This window comes from Amycolatopsis sp. NPDC098790 (assembly GCF_044759945.1).
Lineage (GTDB): Bacteria > Actinomycetota > Actinomycetes > Mycobacteriales > Pseudonocardiaceae > Amycolatopsis.
Window position 1 is genome coordinate 160,056 of the sequence record NZ_JBIWAI010000004.1, and the last position, 21,722, is coordinate 181,777.

The 21,722-nt window shown below is 72.5% G+C and carries 22 protein-coding genes and 1 riboswitch; of the genes, 11 read left to right on the forward strand and 11 right to left on the reverse strand.

Features of this window, described 5'->3' with window-relative positions:
• The first annotated feature begins 151 nt into the window (after nucleotides 1-151).
• Nucleotides 152-865 (forward strand): adenosylcobinamide-GDP ribazoletransferase, encoded by a 714-nt coding sequence (locus tag ACIQWX_RS30180; protein WP_400878045.1) that lies wholly within the window; start codon nucleotides 152-154, stop codon nucleotides 863-865.
• 32 nt (nucleotides 866-897) lie between these two features.
• Nucleotides 898-1,584 (forward strand): helix-turn-helix transcriptional regulator, encoded by a 687-nt coding sequence (locus ACIQWX_RS30185; protein WP_400878048.1) that lies wholly within the window; start codon nucleotides 898-900, stop codon nucleotides 1,582-1,584.
• Here the strand turns inward: ACIQWX_RS30185 and ACIQWX_RS30190 are convergent.
• The 5 genes from ACIQWX_RS30190 to ACIQWX_RS30210 form a co-directional block, all read right to left on the reverse strand.
• Nucleotides 1,568-1,924 (reverse strand): VOC family protein, encoded by a 357-nt coding sequence (locus ACIQWX_RS30190; RefSeq protein ID WP_400878051.1) that lies wholly within the window; start codon nucleotides 1,922-1,924, stop codon nucleotides 1,568-1,570. The genes ACIQWX_RS30185 and ACIQWX_RS30190 overlap by 17 nt on opposite strands.
• 81 nt (nucleotides 1,925-2,005) lie before the next feature.
• Nucleotides 2,006-3,022: an Rv2231c family pyridoxal phosphate-dependent protein CobC gene (cobC, locus tag ACIQWX_RS30195; protein ID WP_400878053.1), complete on the reverse strand. Its 1,017-nt coding sequence runs from the start codon at nucleotides 3,020-3,022 to the stop codon at nucleotides 2,006-2,008.
• Nucleotides 3,015-4,346: a cobyrinate a,c-diamide synthase gene (locus ACIQWX_RS30200; RefSeq protein ID WP_400878056.1), complete on the reverse strand. Its 1,332-nt coding sequence runs from the start codon at nucleotides 4,344-4,346 to the stop codon at nucleotides 3,015-3,017. Before ACIQWX_RS30200 ends, cobC begins: the two co-directional genes overlap by 8 nt.
• Complete coding sequence (cobO, locus tag ACIQWX_RS30205; protein WP_400878059.1) at nucleotides 4,340-4,954, reverse strand: cob(I)yrinic acid a,c-diamide adenosyltransferase; 615 nt, start codon at nucleotides 4,952-4,954, stop codon at nucleotides 4,340-4,342. The genes ACIQWX_RS30200 and cobO overlap by 7 nt, the downstream gene beginning before the upstream one ends.
• Complete coding sequence (locus tag ACIQWX_RS30210) at nucleotides 4,954-6,900, reverse strand: putative cobaltochelatase (protein ID WP_400878062.1); 1,947 nt, start codon at nucleotides 6,898-6,900, stop codon at nucleotides 4,954-4,956. The genes cobO and ACIQWX_RS30210 overlap by 1 nt, the downstream gene beginning before the upstream one ends.
• A 68-nt stretch (nucleotides 6,901-6,968) precedes the next feature.
• Here ACIQWX_RS30210 and cbiE point away from each other — a divergent pair, with 68 nt between their 5' ends.
• The 6 genes from cbiE (at nucleotide 6,969) to ACIQWX_RS30240 (ending at nucleotide 14,484) form a co-directional block, all read left to right on the forward strand.
• Nucleotides 6,969-8,120: a precorrin-6y C5,15-methyltransferase (decarboxylating) subunit CbiE gene (gene cbiE, locus ACIQWX_RS30215; RefSeq protein ID WP_400878065.1), complete on the forward strand. Its 1,152-nt coding sequence runs from the start codon at nucleotides 6,969-6,971 to the stop codon at nucleotides 8,118-8,120.
• 109 nt (nucleotides 8,121-8,229) lie between these two features.
• On the forward strand, nucleotides 8,230-8,991 hold the full coding sequence (gene cobM / locus ACIQWX_RS30220) for a precorrin-4 C(11)-methyltransferase (RefSeq protein WP_400878068.1): 762 nt from the start codon (nucleotides 8,230-8,232) through the stop codon (nucleotides 8,989-8,991).
• Complete coding sequence (locus ACIQWX_RS30225) at nucleotides 8,988-10,001, forward strand: Gfo/Idh/MocA family protein (protein WP_400878070.1); 1,014 nt, start codon at nucleotides 8,988-8,990, stop codon at nucleotides 9,999-10,001. The genes cobM and ACIQWX_RS30225 overlap by 4 nt, the downstream gene beginning before the upstream one ends.
• Nucleotides 9,998-10,717, forward strand: a complete 720-nt coding sequence (locus ACIQWX_RS30230; RefSeq protein ID WP_400878073.1) for a cobalt-precorrin-6A reductase — start codon at nucleotides 9,998-10,000, stop codon at nucleotides 10,715-10,717. The genes ACIQWX_RS30225 and ACIQWX_RS30230 overlap by 4 nt, the downstream gene beginning before the upstream one ends.
• Complete coding sequence (gene bluB / locus ACIQWX_RS30235; protein WP_400878076.1) at nucleotides 10,714-11,373, forward strand: 5,6-dimethylbenzimidazole synthase; 660 nt, start codon at nucleotides 10,714-10,716, stop codon at nucleotides 11,371-11,373. The genes ACIQWX_RS30230 and bluB overlap by 4 nt, the downstream gene beginning before the upstream one ends.
• Before the next feature lie 18 nt (nucleotides 11,374-11,391).
• Nucleotides 11,392-14,484, forward strand: coding sequence for an arabinosyltransferase domain-containing protein (locus ACIQWX_RS30240; protein ID WP_400878079.1), 3,093 nt, complete (start codon nucleotides 11,392-11,394; stop codon nucleotides 14,482-14,484).
• Here ACIQWX_RS30240 and ACIQWX_RS30245 read toward each other — a convergent pair.
• Genes ACIQWX_RS30245 through ACIQWX_RS30265 form a run of 5 tightly spaced genes read right to left on the reverse strand, consistent with a single transcriptional unit; the run spans nucleotide 14,481 to nucleotide 18,684 of the window.
• Nucleotides 14,481-15,206: a hypothetical protein gene (locus ACIQWX_RS30245; protein ID WP_400878082.1), complete on the reverse strand. Its 726-nt coding sequence runs from the start codon at nucleotides 15,204-15,206 to the stop codon at nucleotides 14,481-14,483. The genes ACIQWX_RS30240 and ACIQWX_RS30245 overlap by 4 nt on opposite strands.
• The gene (locus tag ACIQWX_RS30250) at nucleotides 15,185-16,675 is read right to left on the reverse strand and encodes a precorrin-2 C(20)-methyltransferase (protein ID WP_400878084.1); all 1,491 of its coding nucleotides are present in this window, start codon (nucleotides 16,673-16,675) and stop codon (nucleotides 15,185-15,187) included. Before ACIQWX_RS30250 ends, ACIQWX_RS30245 begins: the two co-directional genes overlap by 22 nt.
• The gene (locus ACIQWX_RS30255; protein ID WP_400878087.1) at nucleotides 16,672-17,295 is read right to left on the reverse strand and encodes a precorrin-8X methylmutase; all 624 of its coding nucleotides are present in this window, start codon (nucleotides 17,293-17,295) and stop codon (nucleotides 16,672-16,674) included. Before ACIQWX_RS30255 ends, ACIQWX_RS30250 begins: the two co-directional genes overlap by 4 nt.
• The gene (locus ACIQWX_RS30260; protein WP_400878089.1) at nucleotides 17,292-18,365 is read right to left on the reverse strand and encodes a precorrin-3B synthase; all 1,074 of its coding nucleotides are present in this window, start codon (nucleotides 18,363-18,365) and stop codon (nucleotides 17,292-17,294) included. The genes ACIQWX_RS30255 and ACIQWX_RS30260 overlap by 4 nt, the downstream gene beginning before the upstream one ends.
• A 4-nt stretch (nucleotides 18,366-18,369) precedes the next feature.
• Complete coding sequence (locus tag ACIQWX_RS30265; protein ID WP_400878092.1) at nucleotides 18,370-18,684, reverse strand: DUF6191 domain-containing protein; 315 nt, start codon at nucleotides 18,682-18,684, stop codon at nucleotides 18,370-18,372.
• Nucleotides 18,685-18,791: 107 nt separating this feature from the next.
• Here ACIQWX_RS30265 and ACIQWX_RS30270 point away from each other — a divergent pair, with 107 nt between their 5' ends.
• Genes ACIQWX_RS30270 through ACIQWX_RS30280 form a run of 3 tightly spaced genes read left to right on the forward strand, consistent with a single transcriptional unit; the run spans nucleotide 18,792 to nucleotide 20,802 of the window.
• Nucleotides 18,792-19,718, forward strand: a complete 927-nt coding sequence (locus ACIQWX_RS30270) for an ABC transporter ATP-binding protein (protein ID WP_400878094.1) — start codon at nucleotides 18,792-18,794, stop codon at nucleotides 19,716-19,718.
• The gene (locus tag ACIQWX_RS30275; protein ID WP_400878097.1) at nucleotides 19,715-20,566 is read left to right on the forward strand and encodes an ABC transporter permease; all 852 of its coding nucleotides are present in this window, start codon (nucleotides 19,715-19,717) and stop codon (nucleotides 20,564-20,566) included. The genes ACIQWX_RS30270 and ACIQWX_RS30275 overlap by 4 nt, the downstream gene beginning before the upstream one ends.
• Nucleotides 20,567-20,568: 2 nt before the next feature.
• Complete coding sequence (locus ACIQWX_RS30280) at nucleotides 20,569-20,802, forward strand: helix-turn-helix transcriptional regulator (protein WP_400878100.1); 234 nt, start codon at nucleotides 20,569-20,571, stop codon at nucleotides 20,800-20,802.
• Here ACIQWX_RS30280 and ACIQWX_RS30285 read toward each other — a convergent pair.
• Nucleotides 20,799-21,524 (reverse strand): hypothetical protein, encoded by a 726-nt coding sequence (locus ACIQWX_RS30285; protein WP_400878103.1) that lies wholly within the window; start codon nucleotides 21,522-21,524, stop codon nucleotides 20,799-20,801. The two genes, ACIQWX_RS30280 and ACIQWX_RS30285, sit on opposite strands and share 4 nt — an antisense overlap.
• A gap of 92 nt (nucleotides 21,525-21,616) precedes the next feature.
• Nucleotides 21,617-21,688: riboswitch (cobalamin riboswitch) on the forward strand.
• The last annotated feature ends 34 nt before the right edge of the window (nucleotides 21,689-21,722 follow it).

The window sequence follows — 21,722 nt, forward strand, 5'->3', positions numbered from 1 at the left end:
ACCGGGGAAAAAGCCCCGCTCGGCGATCTGTGGACAACTCCGCCGTCGCCGGTCGCGCTGTGGACAACTCCGGGCGCGCTGAAGACGACTCCGTCCGGTCCGGTCGCGCTGTGGAGCACTTCGCGTGAGTCGCTGGGCGGACTCCTTGCGGATGGCCGTCGGGACGTTGACCACCGTTCGCGTTCCGGCGCCTCGCGTCATCGACCGGCGTGTGGCCGGGGGTGCCATGCTGCTGGCTCCCCTTGCCGCGCTGCCGCTTGCCGTGGCCGCCGGGCTTGTTGTCGCCGGTGGACTTGCCGTTCACCTCCCTTCTCTCGCTACTGCCGCCCTCGCGCTCGGGGTTGTCGCCCTGGGCAGCCGGGGGCTGCACCTCGATGGGCTCGCCGATACCGCCGATGGACTTGGTGCCTCTTACGACCGCGCCAAGGCTCTCGACGTCATGCGCCGCGGGGACTCCGGGCCCACCGGGGTTGCCACGCTTGTCTTCGTCCTCCTCGTCCAGGTCGGCGCCCTGACCGCCGCCGGTCCGGTCACCGCGGCCGCCGGCGTCCTCATCGGGCGGTGCACCCTCTCGCTCGCCTGCGCCCGTGGTGTCCCCTCAGCTCGGCCGGAGGGTCTGGGCGCCACCGTCGCCGGCTCGGTTCCCCGCGCCGCCGCCGTCGGCGTCGGGCTCGCCGCCGCTGGGCTCGCCACCTTGTTGCCCGGGCTTCCGTGGTGGCGTGGGCCCGTCGCCGTCGCCGTCGCCTATGCCGTTGCCGGTGCGCTCCTGTGGCGGTGCACCAAGCGGCTCGGCGGTGTCACCGGGGACGTTCTCGGCGCTTGTGTCGAAGTCGCCGTTGCGGCCGCGCTGCTCGCGCTCGTCTGAAACTGTCGTACCCCCTTCCTAGAGTGCGACGCGTGAACCGAACCGATCGGCTGTACGCGCTCGTCGAAGAACTTCGTGCTGTCTCCCCTCGTCCGCGCAGCGCGCGCTGGCTCGCGTCCCGGTTCGAGGTGAGCGTCCGCACCGTCGAACGGGACATCAGCGCGCTGCAGCAGTCCGGCGTGCCCATCTACGCCGAGACCGGCCGCACCGGCGGGTACTGCCTCGACAAGGCGCACACGATGCCGCCGGTCAACCTGACGCCCGCCGAGGCCGTCGCCATGGCCCTCGCGCTGAAACACCTCGACGGCACCCCCTTCCGGGAGGAAGGGCGTTCCGCGCTGCGCAAGCTCGTCGCCGCGATGCGGCAGGAGGACGCGACCGCGGCGAAGAACCTCGCCCTCAGCGTCCACCTGCTCGGCGGCGAGCCCGTCCCGCCGATGCCGCAGGTGCTGAGCATCCGCCGCGTCCTGCGCATCCGGTACACCGACCGCGCGGGCACGGCCACCCGCCGGGAAATCGAGCCGCTCGGCTACGTCGGCAAGCCCGAGCACTGGTACCTCATCGCCTGGTGCCGGCTGCGCCGGGAGATCCGGGCGTTCCGCACCGACCGCATCACCTCCTTCTCCGTGCTGGCCGAGGTCCCGCCGCTGCGCCGGCTGCGGCCCGAGGACCTCGACATCCCCTACGGCGACGTCGAGCAGCTCACTTTGGCGGGGTGAACACCGAGAAGTGGTTGCCGGCCGGGTCGAGCACGTGCGCGAACGTCACGCCGACCGGGTTGACGCTCGGCGGCCGCTGCACCCGGCCGCCGGCCTTCTCGACCTGGCGGCAGGTCGCGTCGACATCCTCGACCAGCACGGTGAAGATCGCGTAGTTCTCCTGGCCCGTGAACAGACCGCCGCGCGAGCCGCCGGTGTCGACGACGCGGTAGGCGGTGTCGGTGCTCGCCGTGTCGTCCTGCGCGACCTTCCAGCCGAAGACGTCGCCGTAGAACCGTTCGGCGGTCGCCGGGTCGTCGGTGCCGATCTCGAACCAGGCGACGTCGTTGAATCCGGGCATGTCGTTCCTTCCGCTGGGGCGCCGGGCGTTTCCCGGCTGCACCCACTTTCGGCGGCGGTGACGACAGCCCCCTGTCGGTGTTTACAAGATTTTCCGCAACTCGGTCAGGAACGCGTCCGTCGTCGCGCGGTCGCGGACCGCCAAGCGCACGTGGTCCGGGCCGAGGCCGGGGAACGTGTCCCCCCGCCGCACCGCGTAGCCCGCTTCACGCAGGCGCGCGCGCAGGGAAGCGCCGTCGGGGACGCGCACCAGCACGAACGGGCCGCGGGGGTCGCCCAGCACCGGCACGCCCGCCGCCGTCAGACCCGACACCAGGTACTCGCGGTCCGACTCCGCCGCGGTCGCCAGCTTTTCCGCTTCCTCCAGGGCGGCCGGGCGGCAGCAGGCCACCGTCGCCACCCCGGCCAAAGTGGACACCGACCACGGCACCTGCACCGCGCGCAGCCGCTCGACGACGTCCGCCGAAGCGAGCACGTACCCCGCCCGCAGCCCGGCCAGGCCCCACGTCTTCGTCAGGCTGCGCAGCACGACGACCCCGGGAAACCCGGACGCCAGGCTCTCGGCCTCGCCCGGGATCGCGTCCAGGAACGCCTCGTCCACCACCAGCAGCCGCCCGGGTCGCGTCAGGGAAAGCAGCGACGACGCCGGGTGCAGCACGGACGTCGGGTTCGTCGGATTGCCGACGAACACCAGGTCGGCGTCAACAGGAACCAGCGCCGGGTCCAGCACGAAACCGTCCGCTTCGGACAGGATCACGCGCGAGACGTCATGACCCGCCGCCCGCAACGCCGCCTCGGGCTCGGTGAACTGCGGGTGCACGACCACCGCACGCCGGGGCCGGAACGCCGACGCCAGCAGCGTGAACGCCTCCGCCGCACCCGCGGTGACCAGCACCTCCGAAGCAAGACGGCCGTGGCGAGCGGCAACGGCCGCGACGGCGTCCTCAGTGGACGGATAAGCCGCCAGGGAGTCCAAAGCGGACGCCAGTTCGTCCCGCAGCCAAGCGGGTGGCCGCGGCAGCCGGACGTTCACGGCGAGGTCGACCAGCCCCGGCCCGACCTCGCGATCGCCGTGGTGGTGCAGGTCGTACTCAGGCATGAGCCCGGACCCGCGCCGCGAACCGGTGGGCCAGCTCGGGGTACCCGGCCCAGTGGACGTGCAGGTAGGACGCGTGCAACGTCGGCGACGCAAAGCCGTCCAGCTGCCGGTCCCAGCCCCACGCCGCCGAAGTCCCGTGCGAGGGCGTCACTTCGGTGCGGTGGAACTCGTGCCCGGTGACGCGCTGCCCGGCCGTGGCCAGCACGTTGTCCTCGACGGCGACCGCGCGCCGGTAACCGAGCTTGCCGCGGGCGGTCATCTTCGCGTCCGCGGGGACCGCGCCGACCATCGGGACGCCGTCCAGCGACTGGCACAGGTACAGCAGCCCCGCACACTCCGCGCTGACCGGCATGCCCCGGGAGATCGCCGAAGCCACTTCGGCGCGCAACGCCGTGTTCGCCGACAGCTCCGCCGCGTGCACCTCGGGGAACCCGCCGCCGAAGTACAGCCCGGCACAGCCCTCGGGCAATGCCGTGTCCCGCAACGGATCGATGTCGACCACGTCGACGCCGCAGGCGGCCAGCAGCTCGACGTTTTCGGTGTAGCGGAAAGTGAACGCCGGTCCCCCGGCGACCGCGACCGTCACCCGCGGACCGTCCACTCCGGACGGTTCCCAGGCCGGCGCGGACAACGGCGGTGCCGCCGAAGCGATCTGGACGATCGCTTCCAGGTCGACCCCGTCGGAAACCCACGCGGCCAGCGCCGGCAGCACGTGCCGCGCTTCGGCCGCCCGTTCCGCCGCCGGGACGAGCCCCAGGTGCCGGCTCGGCGCGTGAATCTCTTCGTTGCGGTACAACGCTCCCAGCAGCGGGACGCCGGTGGCTTCCAGCGCGGACGCGATCTCGTCGAGGTGCCGCTGCGAGCCCAGCTTGTTGAGGATCACCCCGGCGAGCCGCACACGCGTGTCGTACGAAGCGAACCCGAGCACGGTCGCCGCGACGCTGCGGGACGCCGCCGACGCGTCCACGACCAGTACCACCGGCGCGTCCAGCAGCCGCGCGACGTGCGCGGTCGAGGCGTAGCCCTCGGTCCCGAGAGCGCCGTCGAACAAGCCCATCACGCCCTCGATGACGGCGATGTCCGCGCCGCGAGAACCGTGGCGCAGCAACGGGATCAACGCGTCTTCGCCCTGCAGGAACGGGTCGAGGTTCCGCGCTGGACGGCCGGTCGCGAGAGCGTGGTAACCCGGGTCGATGAAGTCGGGCCCGACCTTGTGCCCGGACACGCGGTGCCCGGCCGCGCGCAGCGCCGCCATCAGCCCCGCGGCGACGGTCGTCTTGCCGTGCCCGGACCCGGGCGCGGCGACGACCACGCGCGCTACCACTCGATCCCCCGCTGGCCCTTCTGACCGGCGTCCATCGGGTGCTTGACCTTGGTCATCTCGGCGACCAGATCAGCGGCTTCGACCAGCTCCGGCGGTGCGTACCGGCCGGTGACGACGACGTGCTGGTGCCCGGGCCGGGAGACCAAAGTGGACACGACGTCTTCGACGTCGAGCCAGCCCCACTTGAGCAGGTAGGAAAACTCGTCCAGGACGTAGAAACCGTGTGCCTCGGCGGCGAGCCGGCGCTTGATCTCCGCCCAGCCCTCACGCGCGTTTTCGGCGTGGTCGTCCTCGGTGCCGGACTTGCGCGCCCAGCTCCAGCCTTCGCCCATCTTGTGCCACTCGACCGGGCCGCCCTGGCCGGTGTCGTCGTGCAGCTTCCCCAGCGCCTTGAACGCGGCTTCCTCGCCGACACGCCACTTCGCCGACTTGACGAACTGGAACACGCCGATCGACCAGCCCTGGTTCCAGGCGCGCAACGCCATCCCGAAGGCGGCGGTCGACTTGCCCTTCATCTCGCCGGTGTGCACGGCGAGCAGCGGCCGGTTGCGGCGCTGGCGGGTGGTCAGGCCGTCTTCCGGCACGACCGAAGGTTTTCCCTGGGGCATCAGGCGGCCTTCCCGGTCCGGGCGCGAACGGCGCTCGCCAGCGACTCGGCGGCGACGTCGGCCAGCGGCACGTGTTCCGCGCCGAGGTGGGCGGCCAGCTCGGCGGCCAGGCCGAGGCGCATCTTGCCGCTTTCGCAGTCCATGACGATGGAGGTCACGCCACCCAGCAACCCGGCCGCGGCCTGGGCGCGCGCGACGGCGTCGGGTCCGCTCGTGGCGCGGCCGTCGGTGACGACGACCAGCAGCGGACGGCGCCGCGGGTCGCGGATTTCCTCGACTCGCAGCACCCGCGCGGCCTCCAGAAGACCTTCCGCGAGCGGCGTCCGGCCGCCGGTCGGGAGTCCTTCGAGGCGGGACGCGGCCGCGTCGACGCTGATCGTCGGCGGCAGCGCGAGTTCGGCTTCACTCCCGCGGAACGTGACCAGGCCGACCTTGTCGCGGCGCTGGTAGGCGTCGAGCAGCAGCGAGAGCACCGCGGACTTGACCTCGCGCATGCGGGCCTTCGCGCCCATCGAGCCGGACGCGTCGACGCAGAACAGCACGAGGTTGCCTTCGCGCCCTTCGCGCAGCGCGTACCGCAGATCTTCCGGGCGCAGTTTCAAGGCCGCGCCGTCGCGACCGCGCGACTTCTGGTGCGGCGCCGCGGCTTTCACGGTCGCGACCAGGTGCGGCCGTCCGTCGCGGACGCTCGGGGGCTGCACGCCGATGGTGCGGCCGCTGTCGGTGATCGCGCGCGAGCGACGTCCGCGCTCGCCTTCGCCCATGCCCTTGACGCGGAACACGCGCGCCTTGAACGTTTCGCCGGCGCCGACGGTTTTCTGCTGACCGCCCGCGTTCTGCTGCGGCTGCCCCTGCGGCGCGTCGCCCGGTGGGACTTCCTGCGGGGCTTCCTCGGGCGTCGAGCCCGAACCGGGGCCGTCGTCCTCGGGTCCCGGGTCCGGTTGCGCGTCCTGGAGGGCCTGCTCCAGCTGCTCTTCGGAGATTCCCGGGGCGTCGAACGGGTTGCGGCGGCGCCGGTGCGGCAAGGCGAGCCGCGCGGCGACGCGGACGTCGTCGGTGGTCACCTCGTCGCGGCCGGCCCAGGCCGCGTGCGCGACGGCCGTGCGCGCCGTGACGATGTCCGCGCGCATGCCGTCGACCTCGAAGGACGCGCAGATCTCGGCGATCTGGCGCAGGGCGTCGTCGGGGAGCTTGACGGCGGGCAGAAGCTGTTGCGCCGCTTCGATGTCCGCGGCGAGCTGCGCGTCTTCCTCGGCGTACTGCGCGGCGAAGGCGTCAGGATCCGCTTCGTAGGCGAGACGGCGCCGGACGACTTCGACGCGCTGCTCCGGGTCGCGGCTGGAGGCGACCTCGACGGTCAGCCCGAACCGGTCCAGCAGCTGCGGCCGCAGCTCGCCTTCCTCGGGGTTCATGGTGCCGATCAGCACGAACCGGGCCGCGTGCGACACCGAGACGCCCTCGCGCTCGACGGTCGCGCGGCCCATCGCGGCGGCGTCGAGCAGGGTGTCGACGAGGTGGTCGTGGAGCAGGTTGACCTCGTCGACGTAGAGCAGGCCGCGGTGTGCGGCGGCGAGGAGGCCGGGCTGGAAGTCCGTGACGCCTTCGGCGAGCGCGCGTTCGAGGTGCAGCGAGCCGATGACGCGGTCTTCGGCGGCGCCGACCGGCAGTTCGACCAGCTTCGCCGGGCGTCGATGGCTCTGCGCACCGTCGTGGGGGCCGTCCGGGCAGAGCGGGTCGGGAGCGGCGGGATCGCACGAAAAGCGGCAGCCGTCCACGACGTCCACGCCCGGCAGCAGGCCCGCGAGCGCGCGGACCATGGTCGACTTCGCGGTGCCCTTCTCGCCGCGCACCAGCACGCCGCCGACCGCAGGAGAAATCGAGGAGAGGACCAGCGCCAGGCGCAGGTCCGGCAGCCCGACGACGGCGGTGAACGGGTACGGCTTCAACAGCACTCCTCCGGCTCGGCGACCGGCCGATCATCGCACAGCGCCCGGCTCGCTTAGGGTGGGAAATCGTGCGCGAAAAATCACGGTTGACGGTGGTGGGGATCGGGGCTGACGGGTGGTCCGGCCTGTCGGAACAAGCCCAGGCCCTGGTGCTCGGCGCCGATGTCGTGATCGGCGCTCCGCGGCAGCTGGAGTACCTGCCGCCCGGGGTCACCGCGGTGCCGTGGCCATCTCCGTTGCTGCCCGGTCTGGACGCGCTGCTCGCCGAGCACGAAGGGCAGCGGATCTGCGTCCTGGCCAGCGGTGATCCGTTTTTGTCGGGGGTCGGCAGTACGCTCGTGGCACATGGATACGAGGTCGAGGCGCTGCCCGCGCTCTCGTCGGTGACACTGGCCCGGGCCCGGCTGGGCTGGTCCGCCGAGGAGACCGAGGTGGTGACGCTCGTCGGCCGGTCGTCGGCCCGTGTCGCCCGGGTGCTGGCGCCGGGGCGGCGGGTGCTGGTCCTGGGGGCCGACGCGGCGGCGCTGCGCTCCCTGCTGACCGTGCGGGGGTACGCCGAGAGCGAGTTGTTCGCGCTGGAGAACCTGGGCGGGCCGGAGGAGCGCATCTCCGACGGCTGGTCGGGCGAACCTGGCCCGCTGACGGTGTTCGCGCTGGCGTGCGCGGGTCCGGCGCTGCCGCTGATCGGCATCCCGGACGACGTGTACTCCCACGACGGCCAGCTGACCAAGCGCGACCTGCGGGTGTCGGCGCTGGCCCGGCTCGCGCCGAGCCCCGGCGAGCTGCTGTGGGACGTCGGGGCGGGCGCGGGCAGCGTCGGCATCGAGTGGTCGCGGCTGCACGGGCTGAACCGCGCGATCGCGATCGAGCGCGACCCCGGCCGGGCAGAGCGGATCGGGCGGAACGCGCTGGACTTGGGAGTACCGGAACTGGAGGTGGTGACGGGCGAGGCACCGGACGCGCTGAGCGCGCTGCCGGCGCCGGACGCGGTGTTCATCGGCGGCGGGGTGACGGTGCCGGGCGTGCTGGACGCGTGCCTGGCGACGGAGGCGCGGGTAGTGGCGCACGGAGTGACGTTGGAGGCGGAGCAGGTGCTGGCGCGGGCGTATGCGCAGTACGGCGGTGAGCTGGTGCGGATCGGCGTGGAACGGGCGGGGACGCTCGGCGGGTTCACCGGGTGGACGCCGGCGCGGGTCGTGACCCAGTGGAGCAACCGATGAGGAGCGGGCTGAAGGGCACCTTGCTCTCATCGGACGTGACGAAGGTGCCCTTCAGCGCGCCACATGCGACGAAGGTGCCCTTCAGCCCACGTCACCTCGGGGGTGGCCGGTGACCGTGCACTTCGTCGGGGCCGGGCCGGGGGCCGCCGACCTCATCACCGTGCGGGGCCGCGACCTGCTCGCCCGCTGCGACGTCTGCCTCTACCCCGGCAGCATGACGCCGACCGACCTCCTGGCGTACTGCCGTCCGGAAGCGGACCTCGTCGACACGGCGAACCTCAGCCTCGAGCAGATCGTCGGAAAGCTGGCGGAGGCGCACGAAGCCGGCCACGAGGTCGTCCGGCTGACCTCCGGTGACCCTTCGCTCTACAGCGCCGTCGCCGAGCAGATGCGGCGGCTCGACGCCCACGGCGTCCCCTACGACGTCGTGCCCGGTGTGCCCGCCTTCGCCGCCTCCGCGGCCGCCCTCAAGCGGGAACTCACCGTGCCCGAAATCGGGCAGAGCCTGGTGATCACGCGCGTCCAAGCGCGGTCGACCAAGATGCCGCCGAAGGAAACCCTCGCCGCCTTCGCCGCCACCGAAGCCACTCTCGCGCTGCACCTCGCCGTCAACCACGTCGAACGCGTCGCCGAAGAACTCGCTCCGCACTACGGCGCCGACTGTCCCGTCGCCGTCGTCGCGCTCGCCACGCAACCCGGCGAGACCGTCGTCCGAGGCGTGCTCGGCGAACTGCCGAAACTCGTCCGGGAGGCCGGGATGACCCGGGCCGCCACCATCTTCGTCGGGCGGGTGCTCGCCGCCGCGAACTTCCCCGACAGCTTCCTCTATTCCAGTGCCCGCGACCGGGCGAACCAACCGGAGTCGTTGTGACCGAACTGCGTTGGGGCCTGCTGGCCGCCGGGACCATCGCCGCCCACTTCGCCGCGGGCGTCGACGAAAGCAAGCACGGCACGCTCACCGCCGTCGCGGCGCGGGACGGCGGCCGCGCCCGCGAGTTCGCCACCCGCTTCGAGATCCCGAAGGCCTACAGCAGCTACGAAGACCTCCTCGCCGACCCGGACGTCGACGCCGTGTACGTCTCGACGCCGCACGCGCTGCACAAGCAGTGGGCCATCGCCGCCATCGAGGCGGGCAAGCACGTGCTGTGCGAGAAGCCCCTGACACTCACGGCCGCCGACGCCGAAGAGGTCATCGCCGCCGCGCGCGAGCACGACGTCTTCCTCATGGAAGCGTTCATGTACCGCCTGCACCCGCAGACGCGGCGGCTCGTCGAACTCGTCGCGAGCGGCGCGATCGGCGAGGTCCGCGCGGTCGACACGACCTTCTCCTTCGACAGCAACCCGGAGGAGACCGCGCGCCTGTCCGACCCTGCGCTCGGCGGCGGCGGGATCCTCGACGTCGGCTGTTACTGCACGTCGCTGGCGAGGCTGGTCGCCCAGGCCGCGACCGGCCAGGACGTCGTCGAGCCCACCGAAGTCAGCGGTATGGCGAAGCTGTCCCCAGAAGGCGTCGACGAGTACGCCACCGGCCTGCTGCGCCTCCCCGGCGACATCCTCGCGACGATCTCCTGCGGCATCCGGCTCACCCGCGAGGACGGCATCCGCGTCTACGGCTCACGCGGTCAGCTGTACGTGCCGCAGCCCGCGTGGATCCACCCGCTGCGCAAGCCCGGCGTCTCGCAGATCGTCCTCACGCCGGCCGACGGCGAACCGGAGGTCATCGACGTCGAAGCGACGCAGGGCGTCTTCGCGCGCGAAGCCGATCACGTCGCCGCGCACGTCGGCGACCGGCAAGCACCCGAGCTGACCTGGGCGGAGACCCTGGCCAACATGCGGACCCTCGACCGCTGGCGCGAGGCCGTCGGGTACGGAAAGCCGTGATCCTCATCCTCGGCGGCACCGGCGAAGCGCGGAGTCTCGCCGAAGCGCTCGTCAAAGACGAACGAAAAGTCGTGTCTTCGCTGGCCGGACGCGTCGCGCGGCCCCGGCTCCCGGCGGGCGAGGTACGCGTCGGCGGCTTCGGCGGCCCGGACGGGCTCGCGGACTGGCTGCGCGAGAACGACGTGAAGGCCGTCGTCGACGCGACGCACCCCTTCGCCGAACGCATCGGCGCGAACGCGGCCAAAGCGGCCGAGTGCACCGGAGTCCCCCTGCTCCGGCTCGCCCGGCCGGGCTGGGAACCGGGCGAAGAAGACGTCTGGCACTGGGCGGACGACCTCCAGGATGCCGCGACGAAGCTTCCCGGCCTCGGTAAACGCGTCTTCCTGACCAGCGGCCGCCAGGGTCTGCCCGTCTTCGCGCACCTCGACGACCTGTGGTTCCTGATCCGCTGCGTCGACCCGCCCGAGCCGCCGTTGCCGCACAATCACGAACTGATCCTCGCCCGCGGCCCGTACGAGGTGGCCGCCGAACGCACGCTCCTCGAACGGGTCGACGTTCTGGTCACCAAGGACTCCGGCGGCCCGCAGACCGAAGCGAAGCTCACCGCGGCGCGGGAACTCGGGAAGCCCGTCCTCGTGGTCCGGCGGCCGCCGAGACCGCGCACCGAAACCGCCGAAACCGTGGCCGAAGCCGTCGAATGGGTCCGCAGCCGATGATCGAAGAGTTCTACGAAGTCCTCCGCAAGCGGCGGGACGTCCGCGGCGAGTTCACCGGCGAGCCGATCCCGGAAGCGACGCTCACCCGGATCCTCGAGGCCGCGCACACCGCACCCAGCGTCGGGCTCACCCAGCCGTGGGACTTCGTGCTGGTCGACGACGCCGCGACGCGCGAGACGTTCGCGAAGCACGTCCACGAGGAGCGCGAGGTCTTCGCCGCGCAGCTCGACGACAATCGCGCGAGCACCTTCGCGAACATCAAGATCGAGGGCATCCTCGAGGCGAGCCTCGGCGTCGTCGTCACCTACGACCCGGCGCGCGGCGCGCCCGACGTCCTCGGCAGGCACGCCATCGCCGACGCCGGCCTGTACTCGGTGTGCCTGGCGATCCAGAACCTGTGGCTCGCGGCGACCGCCGAAGGCCTCGGCGTCGGCTGGGTCAGCTTCTACCGCGAGCCGTTCCTGAACGAGCTGCTCGGCATCCCCGACGGCATCCGGCCGGTCGCGTGGCTCTGCGTCGGGCCGGTCAGCAGGCTGGAAACCGTGCCCGACCTGGAGCACCACGGCTGGCGCAGCCGCCGTCCCCTGACCGAGGCCCTCCACCACGGCCGCTTCACGCCGCGTGACCCGGGGGTTGCGTCAGCCGCCGACGTCTGACCCGTTAGCGTTGCGCCGATGCGTCTGATTGCCGTAGCGCTGGGGTTGCTCTCGGCCTTGTGCGCGCTGGCTTTCCCCTTCCTGCCGGTGGTGCAGGACACGGCGGAGGTCGTCTGGCCGACCGGCAGCGACACCCGCTCCGTCAACGCGCCCTTGACCGGGTACTGGGCCCAGGACCTGCGCGTCGAGCTGCCGTGCGCGGCCATCCGCTCGGTCGACGCCCGCACCAACGGGCCGGGCCTGCTGTTCGCCACCGTGCCGGACGGCCGCACCGACCCGAACGCAGGCAAGGGCGTCGGCCTGCAGCTGCGCGTCGACAACGGCGTGCTGTTCGCTTCCAGCCAGGGCCAGCAGATCGCGCAGCAGCCGCTGCCGGCCGAGAAGTGCGACGTCGAGCTGGACGTCGACGCGACGCAGATGACCCTGGCCGTGGCCGGGACGCCGATCTTCCACGCGAACGGCGACGTCCGGCCGCGCGTGGTCGGCATCTACTCCTCGATCAATTCGAGCAAGGACCCGATCGCCGGCCTGCACGTCTCGGTCGTGCCGGACACGCGCTACCAGACGTCGCCGACCGCGCTGAAGATCACCGTCGGCGTGCTCGCCGTGCTGTCGCTGATCGGCTGCATGATCGCCGTCTGGCGCCGCGACTCCGGCTTCGCCCGGCGCGCGCCGCGCTGGGCGCCGGTCGGCTGGTGGCGGCTGACGCTGCGGGACGTCACGGTGATCGCCGCGCTCGGCGCGTGGGTCTTCATCGGGCCGGTGACCTCGGACGACGGCTACATCCTGACGATGGCCCGGGTCACCGAGCAGACCGGGTTCCTGACGAACTACCACCGCTGGTTCGGCGTCGCCGAAGCGCCGTTCGGCTGGTTCTACCACGTCTTCGAGCTGATGACGCACGTCAGCACGGTGCCGCCGTGGATCCGGCTGCCGTCGTTCCTGCTCGGCGTGCTGAGCTGGCTGCTGATCAGCCGCGAGGTGATGCCGCGCCTCGGCACCCAGATCCGCACCAGCCGCCCGGCCAGCTGGGCCGCCGCGACGGTGTTCCTGATCTGGTGGATGCCCTACAACAACGGCGTCCGCCCGGAACCGGTGGCCGCGCTCGGCTCGCTGCTGGCCATCTGCGCCGTGGAGCGCACGCTGGTGACGCGGCGGCTGCTGCCGCTGTGCCTCGGCCTGACCGCGGCCGGGTTCACCCTGGCCGCGACGCCGACCGGACTGATCGCGGTGGCGCCGTTCCTGGTCGCCGCGCGGCCGCTGTTCAAGCTGGTGCGCCAGCGCGCGAACGAAAACGGCTGGATCCCGGTGCTCGCGCCGATCGCCGCGGCCGGGCTGCTGGTGCTGGTCGTGGTGTTCGCCGACCAGACGTTCGCGACCGTCCAGGAGGCGACCCGGATCCGGACCCAGGTTGGCCCGAACCTGTCGTGGTTCCAGGAGCTCGCGCGCTACCAGTTGCTGTTCGCCGATCTGCCGGACGGCTCGGCGCCGCGGCGGTTCCCGGTGCTGCTGGTGGTGCTGTGCACGGCCACCTGCCTGGTGATGCTGTTGCGCCGCGGCCGCATCCCGGGCGCGTCGCTCGGCCCCGCCCGCCGCCTGATCGGCACGACGGCGGTGTTCTTCCTGCTGCTGGCCCTGACGCCGACGAAGTGGACGCACCACTTCGGCGCGTTCGCCGCGGTCGGCGCGTCGATGGCCGCGCTGGCCGCGCTCGCGACCAGTTCGACGGTGCTGCGGTCCAAACGCAACCGCGCGGCGTTCCTCGCGGCGCTGCTGGTGGTCGCCGCGCTCGCCGCGACCGGGCCGAACACCTACTGGTTCGTCTCGCGCCTCGGCGTCCAGTGGACGAACGTGGCGCCGTCGATCGGCGGCATCCCGCTGTCGACGATCCTGCTGGTCGCGGCCGCGGGCGCCGGGATCTACGCGTTCGTCGAAAACGTCCGCGCGCACCGGCCGGGGCTGCCGGCCCAGCCCCAGGAGGGCCGGTTGCGCGCGCTGCGGCTCGGGTCGCTGTCGCTGGTGGTGGTCTGCGGCCTGGTGGCCGCGGGCGAGTTCGTCACGATGGCGTGGGCGATCCACAACCAGTCCGGCAGCTACAGCCTGGGCGCGGCCAACATCGGGCACCTGTTCGGCAAGAGCTGCAACCTCTCCGACCACGTGATGGTCGAGCGCGACGCGGCGACGAGCATCCTGCGACCGCAGTCCGAGCAGCGGACGGTCGCGGAGAAGCCGAAGGAGACCGACTCCCCGCTGCCGAACCCGGACCAGGACAACGGCCGCGTCCAGACCGGCTTCCACACCCGCGCGGTCGACGACAAGGACCCCCTGGCCGAGCCGCCGCACGGGTTCACGCCGGAGAACGTGCCGATGTGGTCGAGCTACCTCGACCCGGAGACGCGCGCGGGCCGCCTGCGCAGCGACTGGTACGCGCTGACGGAGAAGCCCGCGGACGGCCAGATCGTGGTGGCGACGGCCGGTGCCGCGCGGCGCCCGACGTCGGTGAGCCTCGACTACGGCGTCGACACGCCCGAGGGCGTCAAAGTCCTGCGCAGCCAGTTCATGCTCCCGCCGGGCTCGGGCACGGGCGGCTGGAACGACACACGCATCAACCTGCGCGACCTGCCGCCGGAGACGAACGCCGTCCGCATCAACATCGTCGACAACGACCTGACCGAAGACGGCTGGATCGCGGCGTCGGCCCCCCGCGTCCCGACGTTCACGACGCTGACCGACCGCATCGGCTCGAAGCCGGTGTACGTCGACTGGCCGGCGTCGTTCGTGTACCCGTGCGTCCAGCCGGTGACGTCCCACGACGGCATCTCGCAGGTCCCGGACTACCGCATCACGGCGGGCGGCCTGGCGGACGAGGCCGAGTGGGCGTCGTCGACGAACGGCGGGCCGATCGGGTGGCTGGAGGAGCTGGCCGAGGAACCCGAGGTGCCGAGCTACCTGATCGGGCAGCCGAGCCAGTCGTGGGGTCAGCTGCTGCAGATCGAGCCGTTCACGGAAGGCATCGCGCCGACCGTGGTGCACGGAGAGAAGACCGTCCCGGGCTGGTGGTCGCCGGGACCGGGGCCGAGCCAGCCCAACGGCAAGGACCCGACGCGCTAAGGCTTCGTCCACGCCGTCCGGCGGTGGAGCCGGAACCCGGCCCGCTCCAGGTTTGCCACGCTCGGTGACCCGGGGCGGGTCGTCGCCACCGCCAGCGTGCCGCCCTCCGCCGCGGCCGCTTCGAGACGGCGGCGCAGCAGCTTCGGCTGTGCTCCCCGGCCGCGGAACTCCGGGAGGGTCGATGCCGCGCCGAGGATCGCGACCCCCGCGTCGATCGTCATGCCCGCGGCGGCGATCGGCGTCTCCCCCTCCCGCTCGAGGAACCGCCGTATGACCGGGAGCCGGTGTTCCGCGGCCATGAACTCCGCCACCGGTCCGCTCACCCCGAACCCGGCCAGCAGGACGCGCACGAAGACTCCCTCGTCCGCCGGTTCGCAAGGCGAAGCAGGCGCGGGCTCGAGCCGGCGGACGGCCAAGAACCGTTCGCCCGCCGGCACCAGGCCCGGCACCGGCAGACCCGCCGGAGCGACGACCGCCGGACGTACGTCGGACCACTCCGGTGAGCGCAGCAGACCGGCCACCTCGGGCAGCGTCTCCGGTGTCACCCCGGTCACCGTCGACAGGTACGCGAGCGCGGGATCGGTCGCCAGCACCGCCAGCAGCCCCGCGTGCTCCCACGTGTGGAAGCGGCCTGGTACTCCCGCGGCCGCCGCCGCCCGGCCCGCCAGCGCCGCCCGGCGGTGCAAGGCCCGCTCGGCTGTCAGTAGCTGCGCGGGGTCCACACCACCCCGTTCTCCGCGCGGGTCCGCGACGAGCCCACGATGAGCAGGCAGCGCATGTCCACTGTGGACGGGTCGAGGTCGCCCAGGGTGGTGATCCGGATGTCCTCCTCCGGGCCGCCGACGTCCCGGGCGACCACCACCGGCGTCTCCGGGGCGCGGTGGCGCAGGAGCACGTCCCGGGCGTCGGCGAGCTGCGTCGTCCGGGAGCGCGACGCCGGGTTGTACAGCGCCAGCACCAAGTCCGCCGCGCCCGCCGCGTCGAGGCGCTTCTCGATGATCTCCCACGGCTTCAGGCGATCCGACAACGAAAGCACGCAGTAGTCGTGGCCCAGCGGCGCGCCGACCCGCGAGGCCGCCGCCTGCGCCGCCGTCACGCCCGGGACGATCCGGACCCGGACGCCCGCGCCGTGCCCGGCGGACACCTGTTCCAGCACCGCCGACGCCATCGCGAACACCCCCGGGTCGCCCGAGGACACGACGGCCACCCGGGCACCGCCGGAAGCCAGCGCCAGCGCTTCACGGGCCCGGTCGGCCTCGACGCGATTCCCGGACGCGTGCCGCTGCTGCCCCGCCTTCTGCGGGACGCGGGCGACGTACGGCCCGTACCCGACGACGTGCTCGGCCGCCTCCAGCTCCGCCGAAGCCTCCGGCGTCAGCCATTCCGGTCCCGCCGGGCCGAGGCCGACGACGACCACTTCCCCGCCGTCCGACGCGGCGGCCGCGGGTTCCGCCGGCGGAGCCTGCCGCGACGCATAAGCCGGCGAAGGCAGCAACGCCAGGGAAAAGTACGGAACAGTCGAAGGATCCACCGAAGCGAAGGGCTCGATCCGCTGCTGTCCCCAGGTCGCGCGTTCGACGTAGACGGCGTCGTCGAGCTTCCCGGCCTCCGCCAGCGCCTCCCGGACCGAGCCGAACGTCCGGCCCAGCTTGAGGACGGCCGCCGCGTCGGTGTCCGCGAGCCGCCGCGCCAGTTCCGGCGCCGGCAGCGTGCCCGGCAGGACCGTCAGGACCTCGTCGCGCTGGACCAGTGGCCGGCCGAGCACCGACGACGCCGCGCTCACCGACGTCACCCCGGGTACGACGACCGCCTCGAACCGGCCGGACAGCCGCTCGTGCATGTACATGTACGAGCCGTAGAAGAACGGGTCGCCTTCGCAGAGCAGGACGACGTCGCGGCCGGCGTCGAGGTGCTCGGCGAGCCGCTTCGCGCTCAGCTCGTAGAAGTCGGCGATCGCGCCTTCGTACCCGCCGGGGTGGTCGGTCGTCTCGGTCGTGACCGGGTAGACGAGCTTCTCCTCGATCTGCCCCTCGCGCAGGTACGGCTCGGCGACCGACCGCGCGATGCTGCGCCCGTGCCGCGCGCAGTGGTACGCGATCACCGAAGCCTCGGAGATCAGCCGGGCCGCCTTGACCGTCATCAGTTCCGGGTCGCCGGGGCCGAGCCCGACGCCGTACAGCGTTCCCGTCATTCTTCGGCGCTCGCGAGTGCGTTGATCGCGGCGACCGCCATCGCGCTGCCGCCCCGCCGTCCGTGCACCACGAGGTAGGGCGCCGGAGCCCGCTTGGCGAGCTCCACTTTGGACTCCACCGCGCCGACGAACCCGACCGGCACGCCGATGATCGCCGCGGGCGCGCCGACGCCTTCGTCGAGGATCTCGAGCAGGCGGAACAACGCGGTCGGCGCGTTGCCGATCGCGACGACCGAGCCGGGCAGCTTGTCGCGCCACAGTTCCAGGGCCGCGGCCGAGCGCGTGGTGCCCATCCGTTCGGCGAGCCCGGGCACGCTCGGGTCGGACAGCGTGCAGAGGACTTCGTTGCCCGCGGGCAGGCGGCGCCGTGTGACGCCGCTGGCGATCATCTGCGCGTCGCACAGGATCGGCGCGCCGGCTTCGAGGGCCGCGCGGCCGGAGTCGACGACGTCGAGCGTGTAGCGCAGGTCGTCGACCAGATCGACCATGCCGCAGGCGTGGATCATCCGGACCGCCAGGCCGGCCACGTCGTCGGGCAGGATCGCCAGGTCCGCCTCTTCGCGGATCGTGGCGAACGAATGCCGGTAGATCTCGGCACCGTCCCGCAGATAGTCGATCACAGGTTCCCTTCCATCTCGTCGAGCGGCACCCAGCGGCCGTCGATGCGGTAGCCCCCCGCTTCGGCGACAACGTCCACATGGGACCGCGACGGCTTTCCGCACCGCCGTTCGCAGCCCGAGAAGTGCGCGTGCAGGCCCGGCCGGAAGACGGCGTCGGCCCGCACGTCGGCGCGCGACTTGGCGCAGCCCGGCCGGCCGATGCACGCGGTGGTCCCCAAGGCGACGCCGCCGAAGCCGAGCCGCGCGAAGACGTCGGCGGGGACGTCCGGCAGGACCAGCGACTTCCACGGCGTGACCAGCGCCGGGCCGAAGTCAGCCAGGGCGCGGGCCTGCTCGGCGGTCAGCTGCCCGAAGCGCGGGACCACACCCGCGGCCCAGCCGCCGTCTCGCTCGATGAGCCCGGCCGGGACTTCTCCCGGCGCCCTCGGCACCGGTGTCCCGCACCAGGCCGGGTCGTCGAGTTCGGCGACGCGCCAAGCGGATCCGCGCACGCGAAGGAACTCCAGCGCGACCTCGACGAGCGTCGCCACGGCGCCGGCGCGCGCCACACGACGTCCGGTGTCGCCGCCCGCGAGCAGCAAAGTCCCTTCCGAGGGACCGGTTGCCCGCCAGCAGACGTCGGCGCCTTCGCCGGCAACGTCACCGCGTCCGTCGTCGAAGGCGAAGAGGAAACGGCCTGGCAGCGAAGCCAGCTCAGGGGTGGCACACAGCAGAACGTCGAGGTCGCGGGCCAGTCCCCGGACGTCCGCGAGCCCACCGCGGACCCCGCTCAACGGCGACGCGAGGACGTTCCGGACGCGCTCGTGCGACGGCGAAGGCAGCAGGCCCGCGTCGGTCAGCCGCGCCGCGAGGCCAGGCCGGGTGACGCCGCGCAGCTGGACGTTGCCGCGCGAAGTGAGGTGGAGGTCGCCGTCGCCGCACGCCTCGGCGCACTCGGCCAGCGCGCGCAGCTGCGCCGCGGAAACCGCACCGCCGGGGAGCCGGACGCGGGCCAACGGGCCGTCGGCGGCGTCGTGGGGTGCGAAAACACCCGGGCACGCGTCGGCTCGCACACGCGCGGGGGTCGGCATGGGGTCACTGTAGCTGGCGGTTTTCCGGCTCCCGCGGGCCCGAACGGGGCCGGATCCGGGCGATTCCGGCGTCCAGGTCCACGTCACGCAGGGGTGGCGCGCCGTCGGCGTCCTGCTCGACGAGCAGCGACATCGTTTCCCGGTGTTCCAGCTCACGCCGCTTGGTGCCGTAGAGGAACGCGGTGGTCTCTTCGAGGTAGGTCGCCGACAGCCGCGCCTTGAAGCGCGAGCCGTCCTTGCGCGGCCGCAGTTCGATCGCGGCCATGACCAGCAGGATCACGACGCCGCCCGGAAGAGCCAGCCCCAGCCAGGTACCCATGCCCGGCGAACCGGGTGACCGCCGGTCAAGTTCCCGGCGCAGCAGAACTCTGATCGAATGTAGTAGGTGTGCTATATTCGATCGCATCAGTCCGATGGGGGTTGGCGATGAGAGATCCAGCTGTCCCCGTGGTCCGCGTGCGCGGGCTGCGGATGCGCTACGGCGCGAACGACGTGCTCCACGACGTCGGGTTCGAGGCCCACCGGGGCGAGGTCGTGTGCCTGCTCGGGCCGAACGGCGCGGGCAAGACGACGACGATCGAGATCCTCGAGGGGTTCCGGATGCGGTCGGCGGGCGAGGTCGACGTCCTGGGCGCCGACCCGGCGCACGGCGGTGAGGACTGGCGGGCGCGGCTGGGGGTCGTGCTCCAGTCCTGGCGCGACCACGGGAAGTGGCGTGTCCGGGAGCTGCTCGCGCACCTCGGCCGCTACTACGCGCCGTACTCGACGCCGTCGCACCCGCGGCCGTGGGACGCCGACGAGCTGATCGCGGCCGTCGGGCTCACCGAACACGCGCAGAAGAAGATCAAGAACCTGTCCGGCGGCCAGCGGCGGCGGCTCGACGTCGCGATCGGCATCGTCGGGCGGCCCGAGCTGCTGTTCCTCGACGAGCCGACCGCGGGCTTCGACCCGGAGGCGCGCCGCGAGTTCCACGACCTGGTGCACCGGCTCTCCGACGAGCTGGACACGACGATCCTGCTGACCACGCACGACCTCGACGAGGCCGAGAAGCTGGCCGACCGGATCCTCATCCTCAACGGCGGCCGCATCATCGCCGACGGCTCGGCCGACGCGCTGTCGCGGCAGATCGCCGGCGAGGCCGAGGTCCGCTGGACGATCGACGGCCAGCGCTTCGTGCACTCGACGACCGAAGCGACGAAGTATGTGTACGACCTGTTCAAGCAGCACGGCGAAGCCGTCTCGGACCTCGAGGTGCGGCGGGCGTCGCTGGAGGACACCTACATGACGCTGGTCCACCGCGCGGAAGCCGGCGGCGAAACGGAGCTGGGCCTCCAGGAAGCGGGTGCGCGATGAACGCCAGGACCGCCGCCCTGCGAGCCGGGCTCGACCGCGGCTGGATCGAGTTCAAGCAGACGTGGACCAACCGCGACGACGTCATCGGCCAGTTCGTCTTCGTCGCGCTCTTCCTCGCCACGCTGTTCTTCATGCGGAACGCGACCCTGCCCGGCACCGGCTTCTCGCTCGGCGCGGCGACCGTGCCCGGCGTGCTCGGCGCCGGGATCGTGTTCAACGGCCTGAACAGCACGGCGGGCTACCTCGCCATCGACCGCGAGGACGGCACGCTGCTGCGGGCGAAAGCAACGCCGAACGGCATGCTCGGCTACCTCGTCGGGAAGACGGCCGCGGTGGCGATGGCGCAGGTCACCAGCATCCTGCTGGTGCTGGTCCCGTGCCTGTTCCTGTTCGACTCGCTGGCCCCGGACGGCGGCTGGTCGTACCTGCACCTGCTGTGGGTGCTGGCGCTCGGGCTGGTCGCCACCCTGCCGCTCGGGGCCGCGCTGGGCTCGCTCACCAACAGCCCGCGGTCCCTCGCGCTGATCACGCTGCCGATCATGGGCCTGGGTGCGATCTCCGGGATCTTCTACCCGGTCACCGCGATGCCGGAGTGGGTGCAGGGCGTCGCGCAGGTGTTCCCGATGTACTGGCTGGGCCTCGGCATGCGCTCGGCGCTGCTGCCGGACAGCGCGGTGGTCGTCGAGATCGGCCAGTCGTGGCGGCCGTTGCCGACCCTGGCCGTGCTCGTGGCGTGGGCCGTGATCGGATTGGCACTGGCCCCGGTCCTGCTGCGCCGCATGGCGCGGCGGGAAGCGGGTTCGTCGGTGGCCGAACGGCGGGAGAGGGCCATGCAGCGTGTGGGGTAGTGATGAGTGAGGTCGTCTACAACCGGATCGCGATGCTGCGCGCGGAGCGGTCGATCTCGCGCCGCCAGCTGGCGGACGCGCTGGGCGTGCACTACCAGACGATCGGCTACCTCGAACGCGGCGAGTACAGCCCGAGCCTGTACGTGGCGCTGCGGATCGCGGAGTTCTTCGAGGTCCCCCTGGAAGTCCTGTTCTCGACGAAGCCGTTCCCGCGGCTGGGCGAGCAGTCCGCCTAGGGCTTGGTGAGCTCGGCCTCGACCAGCGCGTCGACGACGTCGTCCCGGCGGGTCTCGCGGACGGTCCGGTTCAGCTCGACGTGCAGGAACGGCGTGTCCCCGGTGGCCTGGCTCTGGACGTTCGTGGTCCCGGCCAGGCCCCGGCAGGGCTCTTCCCAGGCCCGGCACACCCGGAACCCGGCCTCGGCGAGGCGGTCCGCCGCGCGCCGGGCCGCGTCCCCGGCCTCCGCGGCGCCGGCCGAGAGCACGACGTCCGCCGTGGTGAGGGTGGTGTCGTTGAAGCCGTGCAGCTGGACCTGCGGCAGGCCGCGCCGGGCCAGCAGCGTCGTGACGACGTGGAAGACGGTCCCGGTGTCGTGCGCGGGGTCTTCTCGGCGCCGGTGGGCGCCCCCGACGGCGAGGATCGCGCCCGGCGTTCGTTCGAAGAGCGCGAGGCCGACCAGCTCGGTGCGCAGGTCGGACGACGCGTGCGGCGCCTCGATCACCAGTGACGGCGGCGCGGACCGGTCGAAGGCGTACAGGCCCCAGGCGCGGTCGGAGCCGGGTTCCTGGTGGACCACGTCCGCGTCGATGGAAAAGCCCAGCTCGCCGAGGGCGTGCGGAGCCCGGTCGAGGAACGCGGCGAACCCGGCTTCGGCGGCCGCCAGCTCGGCCGCGGTCGCCCGGCGGTAGGGCCCGCGGCTCGACTGGGCCGCGGTGAAGTCGCGGAGGAAGGCGTCCAAGCCGCCAGGTTACCCAGCGCCGGGTCAACGTCACCTTGACGCACCCCGACCGGCACCGGAGAGTGGAGCCGATACCCACGCGTCGGCAGGTGGAGGAACCCGGTGAAAGTCCGGGGCGGTCCCGCCACTGTCATCGGGGAGCGATCCCCGGGAGCCAGGAACTCCGGCCGGCGCGCCCGTCTACCCGGGGCGCGGACC

Coding starts and splice junctions, on each gene's coding strand:
- ACIQWX_RS30260 (WP_400878089.1), bottom strand. CDS start 18,365: ATGCCGACCCCCGCGCGTGTGCGAGCCGACGCGTGCCCGGGTGTTTTC.
- ACIQWX_RS30180 (WP_400878045.1), top strand. CDS start 152: ATGGCCGTCGGGACGTTGACCACCGTTCGCGTTCCGGCGCCTCGCGTC.
- ACIQWX_RS30280 (WP_400878100.1), top strand. CDS start 20,569: ATGAGTGAGGTCGTCTACAACCGGATCGCGATGCTGCGCGCGGAGCGG.
- ACIQWX_RS30265 (WP_400878092.1), bottom strand. CDS start 18,684: ATGGGTACCTGGCTGGGGCTGGCTCTTCCGGGCGGCGTCGTGATCCTG.
- ACIQWX_RS30275 (WP_400878097.1), top strand. CDS start 19,715: ATGAACGCCAGGACCGCCGCCCTGCGAGCCGGGCTCGACCGCGGCTGG.
- ACIQWX_RS30250 (WP_400878084.1), bottom strand. CDS start 16,675: ATGACGGGAACGCTGTACGGCGTCGGGCTCGGCCCCGGCGACCCGGAA.
- ACIQWX_RS30270 (WP_400878094.1), top strand. CDS start 18,792: ATGAGAGATCCAGCTGTCCCCGTGGTCCGCGTGCGCGGGCTGCGGATG.
- ACIQWX_RS30190 (WP_400878051.1), bottom strand. CDS start 1,924: ATGCCCGGATTCAACGACGTCGCCTGGTTCGAGATCGGCACCGACGAC.
- ACIQWX_RS30240 (WP_400878079.1), top strand. CDS start 11,392: ATGCGTCTGATTGCCGTAGCGCTGGGGTTGCTCTCGGCCTTGTGCGCG.
- cobO (WP_400878059.1), bottom strand. CDS start 4,954: ATGCCCCAGGGAAAACCTTCGGTCGTGCCGGAAGACGGCCTGACCACC.
- cobC (WP_400878053.1), bottom strand. CDS start 3,022: ATGCCTGAGTACGACCTGCACCACCACGGCGATCGCGAGGTCGGGCCG.
- bluB (WP_400878076.1), top strand. CDS start 10,714: ATGATCGAAGAGTTCTACGAAGTCCTCCGCAAGCGGCGGGACGTCCGC.